The 18772-nt window shown below is 54.6% G+C and carries 10 protein-coding genes and 1 pseudogene; 6 read left to right on the top strand and 5 right to left on the bottom strand.

Translation table 11 applies throughout. From position 1 onward, the window contains the following. Positions 1-910: 910 nt before the first annotated feature. Positions 911-2299 (bottom strand): annotated as a pseudogene (gene tig / locus HPC62_RS08265) (trigger factor); the annotation flags it as partial. A 347-nt stretch (positions 2300-2646) separates the two neighbouring features. Between tig and HPC62_RS08260 the strand changes: the two are divergent. The 3 genes from HPC62_RS08260 to HPC62_RS08250 all read left to right on the top strand — a co-directional run bounded on the left by HPC62_RS08260 (position 2647) and on the right by HPC62_RS08250 (position 7248). Further along, the gene (locus HPC62_RS08260) at positions 2647-3699 is read left to right on the top strand and encodes an aspartate-semialdehyde dehydrogenase (RefSeq protein WP_172358840.1); all 1053 of its coding nucleotides are present in this window, start codon (positions 2647-2649) and stop codon (positions 3697-3699) included. A gap of 32 nt (positions 3700-3731) precedes the next feature. Next, on the top strand, positions 3732-4625 hold the full coding sequence (gene dapA / locus HPC62_RS08255; RefSeq protein WP_172354752.1) for a 4-hydroxy-tetrahydrodipicolinate synthase: 894 nt from the start codon (positions 3732-3734) through the stop codon (positions 4623-4625). Positions 4626-5484: 859 nt separating this feature from the next. Further along, entirely contained in the window at positions 5485-7248 is a 1764-nt protein-coding gene (locus tag HPC62_RS08250) for a ribonuclease J (protein ID WP_172354750.1), read from the top strand. Positions 7249-7394: 146 nt separating this feature from the next. Here HPC62_RS08250 and HPC62_RS08245 read toward each other — a convergent pair whose 3' ends face one another. Together HPC62_RS08245 and HPC62_RS08240 are read right to left on the bottom strand one after the other, a co-directional pair. Further along, positions 7395-7541 carry a hypothetical protein gene (locus HPC62_RS08245; protein ID WP_172353191.1) on the bottom strand — a complete coding sequence of 49 codons (147 nt, stop codon included), beginning with the start codon at positions 7539-7541 and terminating at the stop codon, positions 7395-7397. 144 nt (positions 7542-7685) lie between these two features. After that, positions 7686-10358, bottom strand: a complete 2673-nt coding sequence (locus HPC62_RS08240) for a M1 family metallopeptidase (protein WP_172354748.1) — start codon at positions 10356-10358, stop codon at positions 7686-7688. Between the two features lie 941 nt (positions 10359-11299). Here HPC62_RS08240 and HPC62_RS08235 point away from each other — a divergent pair. Further along, positions 11300-13468 carry a CHASE2 domain-containing protein gene (locus tag HPC62_RS08235; RefSeq protein WP_228721726.1) on the top strand — a complete coding sequence of 723 codons (2169 nt, stop codon included), beginning with the start codon at positions 11300-11302 and terminating at the stop codon, positions 13466-13468. A gap of 12 nt (positions 13469-13480) precedes the next feature. Here HPC62_RS08235 and HPC62_RS08230 read toward each other — a convergent pair whose 3' ends face one another. Then, positions 13481-14782, bottom strand: coding sequence for an FAD-binding oxidoreductase (locus HPC62_RS08230; protein ID WP_172354744.1), 1302 nt, complete (start codon positions 14780-14782; stop codon positions 13481-13483). Positions 14783-14978: 196 nt separating this feature from the next. On the opposite strand from HPC62_RS08230, the gene HPC62_RS08225 reads away from it, so the two are divergent. Further along, positions 14979-15833: an LPS biosynthesis glycosyltransferase gene (locus HPC62_RS08225; protein ID WP_172354742.1), complete on the top strand. Its 855-nt coding sequence runs from the start codon at positions 14979-14981 to the stop codon at positions 15831-15833. 173 nt (positions 15834-16006) lie between these two features. On the opposite strand, the gene HPC62_RS08220 is transcribed toward HPC62_RS08225, so the two are convergent. Beyond that, positions 16007-16675 carry a response regulator transcription factor gene (locus HPC62_RS08220; RefSeq protein WP_172354740.1) on the bottom strand — a complete coding sequence of 223 codons (669 nt, stop codon included), beginning with the start codon at positions 16673-16675 and terminating at the stop codon, positions 16007-16009. A gap of 591 nt (positions 16676-17266) precedes the next feature. On the opposite strand from HPC62_RS08220, the gene HPC62_RS08215 reads away from it, so the two are divergent. Next, positions 17267-18685: an NADP-dependent isocitrate dehydrogenase gene (locus tag HPC62_RS08215; protein WP_172354738.1), complete on the top strand. Its 1419-nt coding sequence runs from the start codon at positions 17267-17269 to the stop codon at positions 18683-18685. The last annotated feature ends 87 nt before the right edge of the window (positions 18686-18772 follow it).

The following is an 18772-nucleotide window of genomic DNA, read 5'->3' as shown; positions in this document are numbered from 1 at the left end:
CGTTACAGGGTAGAGGTGAGAGGCTTTTGAGTTCTGATTCAGCGTAGCCACCGAAGACAGTTATTGGCTGAAGACATTTATTGGCTGCTGTTAGCTGCTATTGGCTGCATAAAGCTGCTCGATAGACTCGATAGAGTTGTCTCCGAATCAAACCGTGCATAGTCTTGTACAACAATTACAGCAATTACAGCAACTTCTCCGTGGTCTTTGCTAACCGATCCGTTTAGGTCTTAGTGATTCAGAGGAGTGCCGCTAGGGAGCACCTACCTTGAAACGCGATTCAGAGAGTCAAATCAAGAGTCAAATTCATCCAAGCTTTTGAGGAATTGAACCTACCAGATCTCAACTACATCTCAGCTAGATTCAGCGATATAGCCCTCACTAAACTCGACAAAAACACGCTAAACCCGGTATTGCCTAGATTAGAAGTACCATACCCGTCATTATGCCCTAAGTCGCAGGAGACGGGTAGGCAATCTCCAGAGGATCTATAGATTTGGAAGCGCCACGGATGGGAACTGTTACTTTCTGTAAAAGTGCTGAATCCTCAAAAACGAATGAAGCTGAAACTCAATGGCGGCTAGAGTGAGAAACCGACACACTGCTTAGTATTGCTCAATCAGGCTTCATCTTTTTTGGACTTAGGAGTGCTGCGCTTGCGGGCAGCAGGCTTGGCGGCTGCTTCCTCTGGCGCTTCTACCTCGGCGATCGCCTCTGATTCAGCACTTTCTGGGGATTCTGCTGCCGACTTGGCTGATTTTGAGCGGGTCGTCGATTTGGATGTCTTTTCGGCGGGTGTGGCGGGAGCATCAACTTCTGCCACGACTTCTACTGCTGCTTCTGGGCTAGCGGGTTCTTCTGCCAGGGCGGGTTCGGGTTCAGCGCCAACCTCGACAGCATCCTCCGTGCTAGATGGCGTGCTGGATAGAGTGGCTGTGTCGGCCGCGTCGTCCTGGGTGGGTTCCATTTCCACTGGCTCTTCCTTCACCAGCGTTCCTTCAGGAACCAGTTCCACAGTGCTATTGGCTTCCAGAAACTCAAAGATTTTGTCGCGGATTAGATCTTCCTCGATCACCTCCCGCAGGCGATCGCGATCGACAGACCGCCCCTCCAGATCCTCTAAGACCTCTTCAACTTTTGCTTCAACTTCAGCAGCGTCCACTGTAATGGACTCCTGCTTGGCTACCTCACCCAGAGCCATCGTGCGCCGGAGGCGGGCGATCGCCTCAGGGCGGGATCGCTCTCGCATCATGTTTACCATCTCCGGCGTAAACATTTGCTTAATGTCCATACCCTGCTCAGCGAAACGCATTGCCGTCTGGGTAATCATGTGATCCACCTCGCGGCGAATCAGGGTTTCGGGCAACTCAACTTCCAAATTGGCAACTAGCGCTTCGAGCAATGCTTCCTGTTTGTTTGCCTTGGTTTTGTCATTGGCCTCGTCTTGGAAGCGTTTTTCCAGCGACTCGCGCAATTCTGCCAGGGTTTCAAACTCGCTGATGTCCTGAGCGAAATCGTCATCCAGTTCCGGCAGTTCCTTTTCTTTGAGATCCTTCAGCGTCACCGTGAACACGGCGGGCTGTCCGGCTAGCTCTGCCTGCGAGTAATCTTCGGGGAATGTTGCCTCAATCTCCTTCGTCTCTCCGACCGACATGCCGATGATGCCTTCCACAAACCCAGGAATGAAGCGTCCTTCAGACAGTTCTACCTCGAAGTCCGTCGCGCTGCCGCCCGGAATTTCCTTCGGTTCGTCGCCCGTGATCTGTCCCGAAAAGTCGATGACGGCGATGTCGTGCTCTTTTGCCGGGCGACCCTCGACGGGCACGCGCGTTGCCGATCGCTCTCGATAGCTTTCGAGGACTTCATCAACCCTTTCCGGTTTATAGAGGATTTCCTCCGCTTGAGCGGTTAGCCCTTTGTAGTTAACCAGCTTGGCAGTTGGCGCAACGTCGATCGACAGCGAAACCGTCAGCGGCTGGCCCGGTTCGTATTGCTCCACCAGTTCATCGAGAGACGACCGCAGTTCTGCATTGCCCAAGGCATCGATCTTTTCTTGCTCAAGTACCTGACGGAGCGAATCCTCGATCAAATCTTCGATGGCGGTCGCCTTGATGCTGCGGGTGCCATAGCGCTGCAAAACAACCTGGCGTGGCACCTTTCCCTTGCGGAACCCAGGAATATTGGCATTGCGGATAAGCTGTTGCAGGGTCTTTTCGTAGGCCTGCGAAGTAGACTCGGAGGGAATTTCAATCTCTAGCCCTAGCCGACTGGCCGGGAGTTTTTCCTGGGTAACTTTCATTCGATAATTTCTCGCAGCGTTGTTCAGAACAGCCCGTTCGGCATCGTCGCAATTAGCTATCGTAGCGGATTCTGTCTCAATCTGCATCTTGCTGTTGACACCGTTGCCACCTTTGGAGTTAGCGCGAGCCTCCCAGATCCTGCTGAGTGCTTTGCCCTGAGCAAACCGGAAAAACAGATGAGTTAGAATACTGGCTCTAGAGTTGCCTCAAAATTCTATAAGCGTCTATCGCTTGAGCATTGGCTTAAGGCATACTCAACAGTACATCTTCTACTTGCTTGCTGCTTGTACTCGCTACTTGCACTGTCTGAACTGTTTTACATGACCGAAGACTGGAGGAAATGAGTTTGTCGCAATCCTATCGAGTTGCCATTTTGGGGGCGACAGGAGCCGTCGGAACGGAACTGCTGAGCCTGCTAGAAGAGTGCCGCTTTCCGCTGGCTGATTTGAAGCTGCTGGCATCTCCCCGCTCGGCTGGGCAGACGCTCATGTTCCAGGGAGAATCTCTGACTGTAGAAGCGGTGGGCGATCGCGCGTTCGACAATATCGACATCGTGCTGGCCTCGGCAGGCGGCTCCACCTCCAAAGCTTGGGCAGATCGGATTGTGGCTGCTGGCGCAGTGATGATCGACAACTCCAGCGCCTTTCGGATGCACCCAACAGTCCCCCTGGTGGTGCCAGAAGTCAACCCTGGCGCAGCGGCCGAGCATTCTGGCATCATTGCAAATCCCAACTGCACGACCATTTTGATGAACGTGGCGGTTTACCCACTGCATCGCGTGCAGCCCGTCCAGCGCATCATAGCAGCGACTTACCAGTCTGCCAGTGGAGCCGGGGCACGAGCGATGGAAGAGGTGCGGCTCCAGAGCCAGGCCATTTTGGACGGCAAAGCGCCTGTGCCAGAAGTTTTGCCCTATCCGCTGGCGTTTAACCTGTTTCCTCACAACTCGCCCATGACTGAAACAGGGTATTGCGAGGAAGAAATGAAAATGGTGAACGAAACCCGCAAGATTTTTTCAGAGCCAAGTTTGCGGATTTCTGCGACCTGCGTTCGCGTCCCGGTCTTGCGGGCCCATTCCGAAGCCATCAACCTGGAGTTTGCCGCGCCCTTCAGCCCTGACCAAGCGAGAGAGATCTTGTCCCAGGCTCCTGGGGTCAAGCTTGTGGAAGACTGGCAGGCAAATTATTTTCCGATGCCGATGGATGCGACCGGACGGGATGAGGTGCTGGTCGGGCGGATTCGTCAGGATATTTCCCATCCTAATGGGCTAGAACTCTGGATCTGTGGCGACCAGATCCGCAAAGGAGCGGCGCTCAATGCGGTTCAAATTGCTGAGTTGCTGATTGAGAAAGACTGGCTGCGTCCGGCTGAGCGGGCGATCGCCACGCCACAGAGCTAGCGTTTCCGAATCCTGGAGCTAGAGACCTGATTATGACCATGTTTGGACGAGTCATTACGGCAATGGTGACCCCCTTTACCTCGGATGATGAGGTAGACTATGCCGCTGCCGAAGCTCTGACTGATTACCTCGTTACCCACGGCAGCGATGGGTTAGTGGTATGCGGTACCACGGGCGAATCGCCGACATTAAGCTGGGATGAAGAGTATCAACTGTTTCAAGTTGTGCAGAAAGCGGCGGCTGGACGCGCTAAGATATTAGCGGGAACTGGATCGAACTCTACTAAAGAGGCGATCGCCGCGACTCAGAAAGCTGAAAAGCTCGGCTTAGATGGATCGCTTCAGGTCGTCCCGTATTATAACAAGCCGCCCCAGGAAGGGTTATACCAACACTTTCGGGCGATCGCCGAGGCCTGTCCTGACCTGGCGATTATGCTGTACAACATTCCGGGACGGACGGGGCAGAATCTCACCGCTGAAACCATTGTTCGGCTTTCCGAACTGCCTAACGTGGTCGCAGTCAAGGAAGCAAGTGGTAACCTTGACCAAGTAAGCCAGATTCGACGTTCTACACCGATGTCCTTCGGTATTTACGCTGGCGATGACTCTCTGACATTGCCTACGCTGTCGATAGGGGGGCAAGGCGTGGTGAGTGTCGCCAGCCATTTGGTGGGTCTGAGTCTTCAAGAGATGATTCAATCCTATGAGCAGGGTCAGGTTCAGCGTGCGGTTCAGATTCATCTCGAACTCTTTCCTCTGTTTAAGGCGCTGTTTGTGACTACGAACCCAATTCCGATCAAAGCCGCACTCAGGCTCCAGGGTTGGAAAGTTGGTGATGCTCGGTTACCATTGGCAGATGATCTTGCAGCAACGGAATCTTTGTTAAGCCGGGTGATGGCAGATTTGCATCTAGTTCCGGGAGAATAGCTAGCGCAAGAAGCTGGCAGCCGCCGATTGACATTAAGAAGGTTGGTATCAAAGAATCCGTATCGCCTTGGCTAAGTACAGAGTTGACATAAGGCAATGGTGCGGCAAAAGGGTTAAGGGCACATTTAGATTTGGATAGATTTGGACAAAGTCTCTTAGATGCAGAACTGAGGCAGAACTTGCAGCAAGATTTTGAAATTGATAACCCGATGACTCTTGCCAATGCACTCAGTCAACCCTGACTTTCGAGCGATCGCCCAAAGCATCTTTCTCAGATTTCTTGAAAACTGAATATCAATTGGTACAAGCTTTTAGTAAAAGCTTTTAGTAGAAGCTCTATAGTCTCGCAAGTTGAGGATTGCTTCCTTCCTTTAGCACTGGGCCGTATCTGCTAAATATTAATTTCGCCAGGAAAGAGATCTTTCTGTTTATTAGCTTATAGACTTCTTCAGTGACTTATCTAACGCCTTCCACCATCTCACATCAGGCTTGCTTCCTTAGGTTGTTTAAGTTAAAGATCGAGTTAAAAAACTACATTAGAACTGTCATTAAAGTGACTTTGATGACAGTCCTAGCTTCAACAGGAAACACCCCCAACTTTGAACTCCTCTAGTCTTTTCGTCACTTTTGAAAGAGGTAAGAATGCCTGTTTTTCATTCTGTTTATCTATTGTTTATTTATATGGAGGCGATCGCCTAGAGGCATCTTCTCTTCAATTTTTAAGGAATCTCAGGTTTTTGGTAAATCTGAGGGAGGCTTCAAAGCTGCGTTCGACTGCCGCTACCTTTTTGTCAATCCTTCTAATTCTTTTTTGTCAATTCTCTAAAGTTTCAAATCCAAACCTAGATCAAGGACCTACATGAGTCAAAACGACCAAAACTCCGCCCTCAAAATTATCCCTTTGGGAGGGCTGCATGAAATTGGTAAAAACACCTGCGTGTTTGAATATGCTGATGAAATCGTGTTGCTAGATGCAGGTCTGGCCTTTCCCACCGATGGAATGCACGGCGTAAATATCGTGCTGCCTGACACCACTTACCTGCGCGAAAATCGCCAGAAAATCAAGGGCATGATTGTCACGCATGGACACGAAGATCACATCGGCGGCATTCCCTTTCATCTCAAGCAGTTTGACATTCCGGTAATGTACGGGCCACGTCTGGCAATGGCGCTGCTAGAAGACAAACTGGAAGAAGCAGGGGTTGCCGATCGCACGGAACTACGCACCGTTCGCCCCCGTGAAATGGTGCGGATTGGTAAATATTTCCTGGTAGAGTATATCCGCAATACCCACTCCATTGCGGATAGTTTCAGCGTGGCAATTCACACCCCCTTGGGCGTTGTGATTCACACCGGAGACTTCAAATTTGACCATACGCCTGTGGATGGCGAATACTTCGATATTCAGCGTCTTGCAGAGCATGGCGAGAAGGGTGTCCTGTGCCTAATTAGCGACTCGACCAACTCAGAAGTACCCGGACACACTCCATCTGAGCGCTCCGTTTTCCCCAATCTCGATCGCCACTTTAGTCAGGCAAAGGGACGGCTGATTGTCACCACCTTTGCCTCGTCGGTGCATCGGGTCAACATGATTTTGGAACTGGCGAAAAAGCATGGGCGCGTCGTGTCGGTGTTGGGACGCTCGATGCTCAACGTCATTGCCCACGCCCGAAAACTGGGCTACATCAAGTGCGAGGACGATTTGTTCGTGCCGCTCAATATGGCCAACAAAATGCCCGACGAGAACGTGCTGATTTTGAGTACGGGGTCTCAAGGTGAGCCTATGGCTGCAATGACCCGGATTGCAAATCGGGAACACAAGCAGATCCAGATCCGCAAAGGGGATACGGTGATCTTTTCGGCAAATCCGATTCCTGGCAACACCATCGCTGTCGTCAACACGATCGACAAGCTGATGATGCAGGGGGCCAACGTGATTTATGGCCGTGACAAGGGCATCCACGTTTCGGGACACGGCGCACAGGAAGACCAGAAGCTCATGCTGGCGCTGACGCGACCGAAATTCTTCCTGCCCGTTCATGGCGAACATCGAATGCTCGTCAAGCACGCGGAAACCGCTCAGAGCATGGGCATTCCCGCCGAGAATATGGTGATTATTGACAATGGGGACGTGGTGGAACTGACCCAGGACAGCATTCGAGTAGCGGGTAAAGTGCCGTCGGGAATCGAACTGGTGGATTCTTCACGCTCTGGCGTGGTACATCAGCGCGTGCTGAAAGAGCGGCAACAGCTTGCCGAAGATGGCGTGGTGACGATCGCTGCGACGATTGGCTGGAATGGTGAGTTGGTGTCTGTCCCTGCAATCCATCTGCGGGGGGTCGTGACCTCCGTGGAGAAATCTCGGCTGGAGCGCTCTGTGGTGCAAACCTTAGAAACCGTGCTGAGCGATCGCTGGAAAGAGGTGACTCACAATTTTGGCGACGGAGAAATTGACGTGGATTGGACGAAGCTACAGGCGACCCTGGAAGCCGAACTGCGCCGACAGTTGCGCCGCGAGTTTCAACGGAGTCCGCTACTGGTGTTTTTAATGCAAACGCCAATTAAGCCCGTTTCAGTGTCCAACGGCACCCGTCGGCTAGAGGCAGAAAAGGTGGCTTCTTAGACGACAAGCGACTAGACGGCGGATAAGTTCATAGATAAAGCAAGACAAAGAGGGACACAGCCTATCAACTGCGTCCCTCTTTTGCTTGACAGAGATTAACCCTAGCAGGTTGGACAGATGCACTCAACTCAAAAAACTTGAGCGCTCTATCCAGCGGGCTTAACCACGATCCAGCGACCCGTCTGTGGATCGCGATAGGTTGTGAACGGGTTGGTTTTCAGGCTTTTTGGGCGATCGCCCGACTGCTCGATCAGCGTGGCGGGCTGTGCAAACGGCGGGTTCTGGTTCTCCATAACGACGCACCCCAGAAGGCTTATTTAGGCGGGACTCTTAACCTAGATGAACGCCATTATAGGCAGCCCATTTTGCAGGTGGAAGCAGGGGAAAACCCCATATTTTCAAAATTCCAGACAATGGCTTCAAAGTGAAAACCGAGACTATCCCTTCGCCGCCTTTGCCTCCAAACTTTCCAGACGGCTCTTGAGCGTTTGATTGTCCTTTTTGAGCTGATCCAGCTCTTGTTGAAGTTTCTTTACAGCCTGATCCTGACCCGCATTTTTCATCACCCGCTGCACTGCTTCTTCGGCAATACGGCGGACGCGACCATCGGGGGTGCGGTCTGCAAGCGATTGCAGCACTGTGGCGGCGCGGGTGGTTTGCATCTGTCCCAGGGCCATCACCACGGACACCTGGGTCAAAAAGAACGACTCATCCGACAACTCCCGCAGCCGATCGAGAATGCGCTCGACCTGGGGTTTTTCTTGCCCAAGGGACACTGGCCCCAGCGCCCGAATTGCGGCCAATCGAAGGGCTTGGGGGGTGCCAATCGCCGTATAGTCCAAAATTAGCTCCAGCGCTGCTGCCGATTCTTTCAGCTTGCTCAAGCCGCCGATTGCCCCACTGCGAACCGTTTCGTTCCACCCGGCGCGGGTGTCCAGCACCTCTCGAAACAGCTTGATTACCTTTTCTTCTTTGGACTTGCCGTTGAGCGGGCTGGCAGCCACCGTGCCGAGCGATCGCAGCGCTGCGGCCTCTACGTAGTAGCTGGGGTCGCCCTTTTCGGCTACGGTTTTAATTGCCTTATAGCTCTCCTGGGTTTTTATCTGGGCTAGCGCTTCAACGACCGACCGTCGCACTCGCGCATCGGCATCCTTTAGCCCTTCTAGCAGTGCCTCTAGCGATTGATCCAGCTTGATTGAAGCCAGTTCTGCGGCCACCTCTGCCCGCACGCCCCAAAACGGATCGTGCGCTAAAGCGTGACCCAGGGCTTTTACGGCTTCCAGATTGCCTTTTTTGGCAAGGGCGATCGCCGCATAGATCCGAGAAACCGGGTCAGGATCATGCTTCAACTGCGCCTTTAGCTCTGCCACGCCATAGTCCAGCGTCACCTCTTTCAAAACGTGGTTGCCGACATCAAAGCTGACGAACTGCGGCTTTTCATCGAGCGGAAAATAGAAGGACTGTTCTCGCTCATGAATCCGCACAGTGAAGGTTTTGAGCGTCGCCAAGGGCTTGGCCGCCTTGTCCTTACCTTTGCCCTCTTCCTCTTTGGCATAGCCAAAGCCAATGGGAATTTTCAGGTCAAACAAGTCACTTCTAAGATCGGTATCGCCATCGGTTGCCTGGGTTTGCACCAGCGTCACCTTCGCCAGCTTGCTGTCGCCATCCCAGCTATAGGACACCTTGTAGTCGGGATGTCCGCCACGATAGACATACTGATCAAACAAAAACTGCAAATTCCGCCCGGTCGCCTTTTCGATCGCCCGCAGCAGGTCAACCGTTTCCACTGTCTTGTGGGCATTGTCGTTGACAAAGGTGTGAACTGCGTCGAAGAATTCTTCATCGCCCAACTCCCGGCGGATCATGTGATACACGCAGGAGCCTTTTTCGTACAGGTGGCGATCGTATAGCTCGATCGCCTCCCGATAAACGTGGGTCACAATCGGGCGGCGATAGCGGCTACTGTCTTCAGAAATATAGCTGCGGGCCTCATTCAGCCGATAGTAGGCGGCATCGTCGGCGGTGTATTCATGCTCCGTCCACAGCACTTCGGAATAGGAGGCCATGCCCTCTTTGATCCAGGCGTGGCTCCAGTGCTTAATCACCACCAAATCTCCAAACCACTGGTGGGCCAGTTCGTGCGCCACAAGCGCCTCGGTGCTGCGGTTGTCTAGGGCGGCGCGTTCGTCGATCAGGCAGCGATCGGTCAGCAGCGTGGTGGATGTATTTTCCATCCCGCCAAAGATGAAGTCATCGACACAGACTTGGGCGTATTTGGGAAAGGGGTAGGCATAGCCGAAGGTCTGGCTAAAGAACTCGATCATTTGGGGCGTTTTGCCCATGCTGCGGCGGGCATCGTCCTCCCGTCCTTTTTCTACGTAATAGGTGACGGGTTTGCCGTGCCACTCGTCGCGCAATTCGGCAAAGTCACCCACCGCCAGCGTCATCAGGTAGGTGGGATGCACCTCTTTTTGGAACCAGTGGTAGATCTTGCTGTTTCCATCTTCGATGGTCTCCAGCAGTTCGCCGTTGGAAATTGCCAACAGGTGTTTTGGTACACGCACGCGAATTTCGCTAGTGGCGAGTTGCCCTGGATAGTCGAAACAGGGAAACCAGAAGCGCGAGTCTTCGTCTTCGCCCTGAGTCCACACCTGCACGGGCTTTTGGGGGTAGTGCTGGTCGGGTGCGATGAAGTAGAGTCCGCGCTGGGGGTGGTCGTTGCTGTAGGTGATTTCTAGCGTGATGGGTTTGCCAGAGCGGGTGGGGTCTTTGAGAGAAACCTGGAGTTGTTCGCCGTCGTAGTCAAAGTGCAGCTTGTGCTTGCCTGCTTTGACGGAATGAATGTCTAGCTTGACCGCATCCAGCGTCAGCCGCTCAATGCCGTTTCGCACCGGGTTGAGCCGAATGGCGCAGGTGCCGCTGTAGCGCTGGTGGGCGAGGTCTAGATCCAGATCTAGGGCAATATGCTCGACCTGACCGGGGCGATCGGGGTTGTAGTGGGGGCGGGCACCGGGCAACTCGAAAGATCGGTAGCCATTATTATCTAGAGCGGTGGCGTAGACAGATTGGTAGACAGACTGATGGATCGTGCGGCGAGAGGACTGAGACATGCAATCAACCTGGAAAATGCAACGACGAGGGTGTGAGGGAATCGGGACTGGATAAGGACGGGGCAAATTTGAGGCAAATTTGAGGCAAATTCAATTCGAGACAGACTATCAGGATGGCATCTGACGTGGCAATGGGAGGAAGCAGTGGGAGGAGGTAAATGGGAGGAGCAGAAGCGCTTGCAATCGGGCGCATCCTAGTTCTGCAAGTTTGCCTTCATCCCCCAGCCCCTGCTCCCAAAGCGGGAGCAGGGGAGCCGGATTGGATGTCCCTCTGCCGCTTTGGGATAGGACTTTAGGGTGAGGGCTACAAAAGTGGGATGCACCCCTTGCGATCGCCCCACCTGGCATCCCCCTGCTGACGCTCTGCTGGCGCTCTGTATCCCTTGTGCTGACGCTCTGCCAGACCGTTGCCAACAAGACGAGCGATCGCAGCTTGGAGGGCAAGTCTAGAAGCTCAAATCTGAAAAATAGATCAGGGAAACCCATTGGCAAGGCAGATTGGGGGGCAAATTCCGCAAGGCAGCCCTACGCTACGCACAGATAAAGTCCGTATGGGTTGATACGGAGGCCGGCGAACGCCATTGGCACAGATTGGCGGCAGGCCGTGTCCGTAGTTTCCACGCCCTTGCCTGACCCGAAATGTCTTCAGGCTCGTCCAGTCTATTGCTTAGATTAGCGCGGGAAACCAGTGATGAGATCGTCTCGCAGGCAAGCAGTATAGCTGTTGATTCGTCAAGGGGGCGATCGCCCTTCATTACTCCTTCACATTTTTCTGCGAATGCTGACAAATTTTTTACCAAAATTCTGGCGATTTCCAGGGGATCGCAGGGCACTTTAAAGTCTGAAACGGTGCATCCCCCTCAATCAGCCTGCATTCTGCCCCATCTGCTGATCTAAGTGCAATGTTGCTGCGTCAAGCAAACCGTCTGAAGTCAAAATCGTTGTCTAGTCTCCAGCAGAGCAGCCATCGGCTGTGGCGAGAGCGGCGTATCTGGCTGACGGCGATCGCCGTGACATGCGGCGTATTGGGGCTGCGCTGGCTGGGTGGGCTGCAATTTTTGGAACTGGCAGCGCTGGATCGCGCCTTTCGCCTGCGTCCAGCAGATCCTATGGATGAGCGCATCGTCATCGTCGGTATTAATGACATTGACATTCAAAACCTGCGCGACTGGCCCATTTCCGATCGGGTGATGGCGGATTTGCTCCAAAAAATTAAATCCTACCAGCCCCGCGCCATTGGGCTGGACATCTACCGCGAATTTTCGGTGGGCGAGGGCGGCGACGAACTTAAGGCGGTATTTCGCACCACGCCAAATCTCATTGGCATTGAGAAAATCCCCGACTCGACGAGTCCGGGTGTAGAGCCGCCCAAACTGCTGAAGCAAGCGGGTCAAGTCGGCTTTAACAATGTCGTGACCGATAGCGACAACCGGGTGCGGCGGGTAATTTTGTATTGGGGTGTAAACGGCGAACTGCGCCGCAGTTTTGCTCTGAAGCTGGCGCTTTTGTACCTGCAAGACTGGGGCATCAGCACCCAACCCGCGCCTGACAATCCTGCCGAGGTGAAGTTGGGGCAGTCGGTGTTGCGGCGACTGGGTCGCAACGATGGCGGCTATGTGCGGGCAGACGATGGCGGTTATCAAATTCTGGCGAACACGCGCAGTTCTGGCTACCGCACAGTGTCGCTGACTGAAGTGCTAAACGGCGAGGTCGATCCGGCGCTGATGCGCGATCGCATCGTTTTGATTGGCTCCACTGCCGAAAGCCTGAATGATTTCTTTTTCAACTCCTACAGCCGGGAAATGAACGGCACCGTGCAGCGCATTCCTGGAGTAGCGCTCCACGCCAACTTCATCAGCCAACTGCTGGATGCGGCGCTGTATGGGCGATCGCCCTTGCAGGTCTGGATCTCTCCGGTGGAATGGATCTGGATTTTGGGCTGGTCGCTGGTGGGTGCGGTTGTAAGCTGGCGATTTCGCCACCCGGCAAAGCTGGCCATTTCCTTACTGGGAAGCAGCAGCCTTCTGTTAGGGAGTTGCTACCTGGCATTTCTTCAGGGGTGGTGGATTCCGCTAGTGCCGCCGCTGCTGGCGCTGGTTGGGTCTAGCGGCGTGATTACGAGCTACATTGCCTACCTCAAAGAGGAACTCAAAAAATCCAAAGAGTTTCTCAGCTCGGTCATTCATATGATTCCCGATCCGGTGTTTGTCAAAGATCGGCAGGGACGGTGGATTGTGCTAAACGAAGCCTTCTGCCGCTTTGTGGGCTATCCGCTCGAAACACTGCTCGACAAAACCGACCACGACATTTTCCCGCCCCATCAGGCCAATTTCCTGCGGCAGCATGATGAGAGCGTGTTTGAAACAGGGTTGGACAGCGAGAGCGAGGAAGAATTTACCAGCGCCGATGGAGCGCATTATCTGACGGCAACCAAGCGATCGCTCCACAAAGACGCTGCGGGCAACACCTTCCTGGTGGGCGTGATTCGCGACATCACCCAGCGCAAGCAGATGGAAGAAGAACTGCGCCGCACCGCTGCGGAATTGGTGCGCTCCAACGCTGAGCTAAAACAGGCGCAATACCACCTGCAACACCTGGCCTACCACGACAGCCTGACGGGATTGCCTAATCGCCAGCTATTGTGCGATCGCCTCTTGCAATCGCTCCTCTGGGCGCAAGAACACGACCAGCTTGTTGCGGTGCTGTTCCTGGATCTGGACGGCTTTAAGCACATCAACGACACCTACGGCCACGCAATGGGCAATCTGCTGCTCAAAGCCGTAGCCCAGCGCCTCTCCCGCTGCCTGCGGAATAGCGACACCGTAGCCCGCTTTGGCGGCGACGAATTTGTGGTGCTGCTGCCGGCCATTCCCCATGTGCAAGACGTGACCCGCGTTGCCGAAAAGATTCTCGATACGCTATCCCAAAGCTTTGCGCTAGAAGGTGAGTCGATTCCTGTCACCACGAGCATCGGCATCAGCCTCTATCCCACCCACGGCGACGACCCCGAAACCCTGCTCAAGCAAGCAGACCTGGCCATGTATCAGGCTAAGCAGGCTGGCAAGCGGCAGTATGCGCTGCCTGTAGAGGTGGAGAAGAGAGCGTCCTAAGGTTGTGAGAAATCAAATACCGCCGACAAACCGCCCCGGACTCAGCAGCCTGTCTGGATCAAACTGCTGCTTAATGCCGCGCATCAGCCCAAGGGCGTTGCCGGGATAGCCCCACCCGTCAATCTGCTGTTTCAGGTCAACGGGGGCGGCCAGGAGGGAGAGGAAGCCACCCTGGGCTTCGCAGAGACGGCGCAGATCGAGCAGGTGGCTCGTGCTGGGCGGGTCAGCGAACCGGAGCAGCCCCAAACCGCTGCCTGCGTGAATCGTGCCGTAGGACAGCGAGGGGAACTGGTCGGCAATTTTTTCCAGGGTTGCGGCGGCCTGATTGGGCAAGACTCCGATTTTGCAGGTGAGGGAAGGAGTAGTCTCCCACAGGGCTTGCAATGTTTGCCACAAGGATGCTTCAGCAGCGTCGGTGTAGGTGGACTCGACGAGAGCGGCGGACTGGGCAAACTGGCGGAACTGGGCTGCCTGGGCATCTAGCGAAACGGCAAGACCCTGAAACTGCACCACTAGCCCCAGCCCTGCATGACCGAGGTGCTGCATGGCGGCTGGGGCAACCAGTTCCACTGCAACTGGGGCAAGCGCTGAGGAGAGGAGTGCCTGGGTGACGCGGGCGATCGCCTCTCGTTCTCCTGCCAGCACCAGCGTTTTCGAGGCTTCGGGCAAGGGATAGACGCGAAAGGTGACTTCTGTAAGGATGCCCAGCGTGCCCCAGGACCCGGTGAATAGCTTCATCAGGTCATAGCCTGCCACGTTTTTCACCACGCGCCCGCCGGCCCTGGCGATTTCGCCATCCGCCCGCACCAAGGTCACGCCGATTAGCAAATCTCGCACGCCGCCGTAGCGATGGCGCAGGGAGCCGCTATCGGCAGTGGCAATGATGCCGCCGAGGGTGGCTGCGTCGCCGTAGGACGGGTTGAGCGGCAAAAACTGGTTTTGTCGAGCCAGGTGTGCTTGCAAGTCGGCCAGCCGCATTCCGGCCTGCGCGGTGACCGTGAGATCCCCGGCTGCATGGTCGATGAGCTGGTTCATCCGGGCCGTGCTGATGCCGACCTGTATGCTGTCTGATACGCCGCCCCAGTGCAGCTTGGTGCCTGTGCCAAAGGGGAGCGATCGCCCTTTTTGCGCGTGCAATTCTTTCACCACAGCGGCAAGTTGGGCGGGCGAATCTGGCTCCACAATGCATTCGGGTATGCCACCAGGGGCGATCGCCTGAGACAGTTGCGCCTTCAGTGCTGGCGCGACCCTTTCCCAAACCGAGAGTTGCTCAGCGCCGACCAGAGATTGGAGACTGGAGACAAATTTGCTCATAAAATCCAGGTAACAGATCCAGGAAATGCTTCATGATCAGGCCATGCAAACGACCCGCTGACCATCCTCCCATGAGGGGTCGTTTTTGCAGCGTTGGTTTTTTAGGGCAAGTCTAACCCCGCTCCTTTTCTCATGAATTGCGTCTAAAGGTTTGCCATCCAGAACTGAGAGCGTAATTCTGACTATGACTCGTGCCATGACTCGTGATGTTGTCAGCCCAGTGACTCAGCCGCTCTTGCTCAAAGATGAGATTCAGCAAGCTTTTATTATTGCGTATCGGGAAGAGACTGAGCCGCTAGAGCAAGCGCTGGCAAATGAAGGCTGGCAGGTCAAGCTATTTCGCAATGAGCGATCGCCCGACTCTTCCTATGCCGCCATCTATTGCTGCATGATGAACCACCGTCGGGCATGGGTGCAGGCGGCGGCAGAACCCCGGCCGACCCTGATTGTCGAAGCGGATTTTGTGCCCGTGGTTGGGATGTCGTCTCTGCCGCTGCCGATGGATCTGTCTCAGCCTTCAACCGGACTCTGCTGGCTCTACACCTGCGCGGCACAGATCTATAGCCTCAGTCCTGATGGCTTTGCGGAAGGATTTTCGACCTCGCTGGTGGCCTACGTCGTCACGCCTGCTGCCGCCCGCTGCCTTTGTGGACTGGCTGACTGGGTGCATGAGCATCACGGCACGGGCTATTTCAATTTCGACTCCGAGGTGGATAAATACCTGCGATCGCACGGCTTCAAAAACTACATCAGCTTTCGCAACTACGGCGAACACGGCGGCATCCCCAACCCGGAGCATCGCCAGCATGGTATTAGCGGCATCCATCGCGCCGATGTGCTGGCTGGGCCCGTGGCCTTTCGCCCCCTCTACGCCGGAACCGGACACCAGTGGCGATCGCGCTATCTCTGGATTCGCCTCAACGCCCGCCTCAAAGGGATCGGGCGGCTTCTGCTGGGGCGTTTCCTCCGACCCAAGATCCTCCGCAAAGCCAGCGCCCCAAGACGAATGCTGCAATGGGCGATCGCCCGTCAACTCATCCGGCGGCTTTGAGGGAAGCGGGTTGCAGTATCGAGTCTTTAAGTCTTTAAGAGGAGCGCAGGAGAGAGTAGAATTTGCACGAAGAGGAGCGCAGGAAAGAGTGGAATTTGCACGAGCGTTCTAAAAACCCGCTTCTAATCCTCTGTTCTAATCCTCTGTTCTAATCCTCTGTCGCTTTTCCGTCATCACTCTTCCGTCGATTCCGGCGGCCGATATCCCCGCTCATAGGCATAGCGGATTAGCTGCGAGCGGTTTTCTAGCTCCAGCTTGCTGAGAATATTGCTGAGATGGGTCTGCACCGTGCGCGGGCTGACGAAGAGACGCTCGCCAATTTGCTTGTTGGTATAGCCCTGGATCACTTCAGCAAACACCTTTTCCTCCGCTGGCGTAAGGGGAAGCGGGGTCTGCGTAGCAGGGCGATCGCCCCCCGCAGTGCCAACACCGACCGACTGCTGCATCAGCCGCACAATTTCGGAGTGAACCCGGCGCGATCGCTCCAGTTGGGCCTCAATCTTGGCGACCAGCTCCTTCGGCTCGAAGGGTTTTGCCAGATAGTCGTCTGCGCCCATCTGGTGGCCCTGCACCCGGTCGTCCACTTCCTTGCGGCTAGAGAGAAAGATAAAAGGCACGAGTTGCCCCGTGCGGCTGGCCCGCAGGCGGCGACAAAACTCCAGCCCGTCCATCTCTGGCATCAGCACATCCGAAACCACCAGATCGGGCGGATGCTGCTCAAACAAGGTCAACCCTTCCAGCCCAGACTGGGCTTCTTGCACCAAGTAGCCCTGATTTTGCAAGTATCGGGTGAGTGCTGTCCGCAAGGTGGTGTCGTCATCTACGATCAAAATGCGTTTCATATCAGTTACCCATCTCCAACCCTGCCAACAGCATCACAGGTTCCTTTTGCATATATCGAGATCTTCCATCGAGCCATCATAGCGGCTGAGACTTGAATTGAGACAGGGTGCGATCGCACCCCCTTAGCTCCCGAACTAACCTGCTAATTCTTCTTAAGCAATCCCGTTCAACGGAATAAACTTTTAAGGAGGAGTTTTTGGGACGGTCAAGCTTCCTAAGTTTTCCAAATCATTTTTCAAATCAGGGGACATTCAGCAAAATTATCAGATAAATCTGACAAAACAGTGACATCACCCAAAGACACCTTCATCTTAAGGATTTTTTCGCCTTTTTTGCGGTTGCCCCACCGTTGATTGTCTTAGATGAACAGTTCCTCCGATTCATCTTTGAGAAATTGAGCAATTGCAAGTTTGAGATATCATGCCCCTGGCTAAAAAAAACTGGCACGTTGCCTCAAGGAAGCACTCTTGTCGAGAAACTTTGGAGAAACTGATCCGAAAGCTGCTCACTCTTGAGCATTCTGGCTCTTCTCTCCGCCACTAAACTAGCCAAGAATCGTTGATTTATCACTTAGGAGTCGGCAACGCTCTATGTATGAAAAGATTATTCCCCCGACCGAGGGTTCACGCATCACGTTTGAAAACGGTGAGCCACAGGTTCCTGACAACCCTATCATTCCCTTTATTCGAGGCGACGGCACAGGCGTAGACATTTGGCCCGCGGCTCAGAAGGTGTTTGATGCGGCCGTGGCAAAAGCCTACGGCGGGCAGCGCCAGATTGTCTGGTTCAAGGTGTATGCAGGCGATGAAGCTTGCGAACTCTACGGCACCTATCAATACCTGCCAGAAGATACGCTGGCGGCAATTCGAGAATATGGCGTGGCGATCAAGGGGCCGTTGACTACGCCCGTCGGCGGCGGCATTCGTTCGCTAAACGTCGCCCTGCGGCAAATTTTTGACCTGTACGCCTGCATTCGCCCGTGTAAATACTATGCAGGCACGCCCTCACCCCACAAAACGCCTGAAAAGCTGGATGTAATTATCTATCGGGAAAACACCGAAGATATCTACCTGGGCATTGAATGGAAGCAGGGCAGCGAAGTGGGCGATCGCCTCATCAAGATCCTCAATGAAGACCTGATTCCCGCCACCCCCGAACACGGCAAAAAACGCATCCCCCTGGATTCGGGCATTGGCATCAAGCCCATCAGCAAAACGGGTTCCCAGCGCCTCGTGCGCCGCGCCATCCGCCACGCCCTGCGCCTGCCCAAAAATAAGCAGATGGTGACGCTGGTTCACAAGGGCAACATCATGAAATACACCGAAGGCGCATTCCGCGATTGGGGCTACGAACTGGCCACCAGCGAGTTTCGCGCTGAGTGCATCACAGAACGGGAATCCTGGATTTTGGGCAACAAGGAGAAAAATCCCGACCTCAGCATCGAAGACAATGCCCGCATGATCGATCCGGGCTATGACGCGCTGACGGCGGAGAAAAAGGCGCAAATCTGCGACGAGGTACAATCCGTCCTCGATGCTATTTGGGACACCCACGGCAGCGGCCAGTGGAAAGACAAGATCATGGTCAACGACCGCATCGCCGACAGCATCTTTCAGCAAATCCAGACGCGCCCCGATGAATATTCCATCCTGGCGACGATGAACCTGAACGGCGACTATCTCTCTGACGCGGCAGCGGCTGTCGTCGGCGGGCTGGGTATGGGCCCCGGCGCGAACATTGGCGACTCTGCTGCCATCTTCGAGGCGACCCACGGCACCGCGCCCAAGCACGCAGGACTAGACCGCATTAACCCCGGCTCCGTCATCCTCTCTGGGGTGATGATGCTGGAATATATGGGCTGGCAGGAAGCGGCGGACCTGATTAAGAAAGGCATCGGCGGCGCGATCTCGGCCGGCGAAGTCACCTACGACCTGGCCCGACTGATGGAGCCACCCGTAGAGCCGCTGAAATGTTCTGAGTTTGCCGATGCCATCATCCGCCATTTCTAACAGCGTCCATGAGCGTGTTTTCATGAATGCGTTTTCATGAATGCTTTGTTCGGGACGGCTGACTGATGCAACGAAACTAATGCAACG

The sequence above is a fragment of the Thermoleptolyngbya sichuanensis A183 genome, assembly GCF_013177315.1.
Taxonomy (GTDB): domain Bacteria; phylum Cyanobacteriota; class Cyanobacteriia; order Elainellales; family Elainellaceae; genus Thermoleptolyngbya; species Thermoleptolyngbya sichuanensis.
Note: the sequence above shows the minus strand (reverse complement) of the source record. Positions and strands in the feature narration are given on the sequence as shown.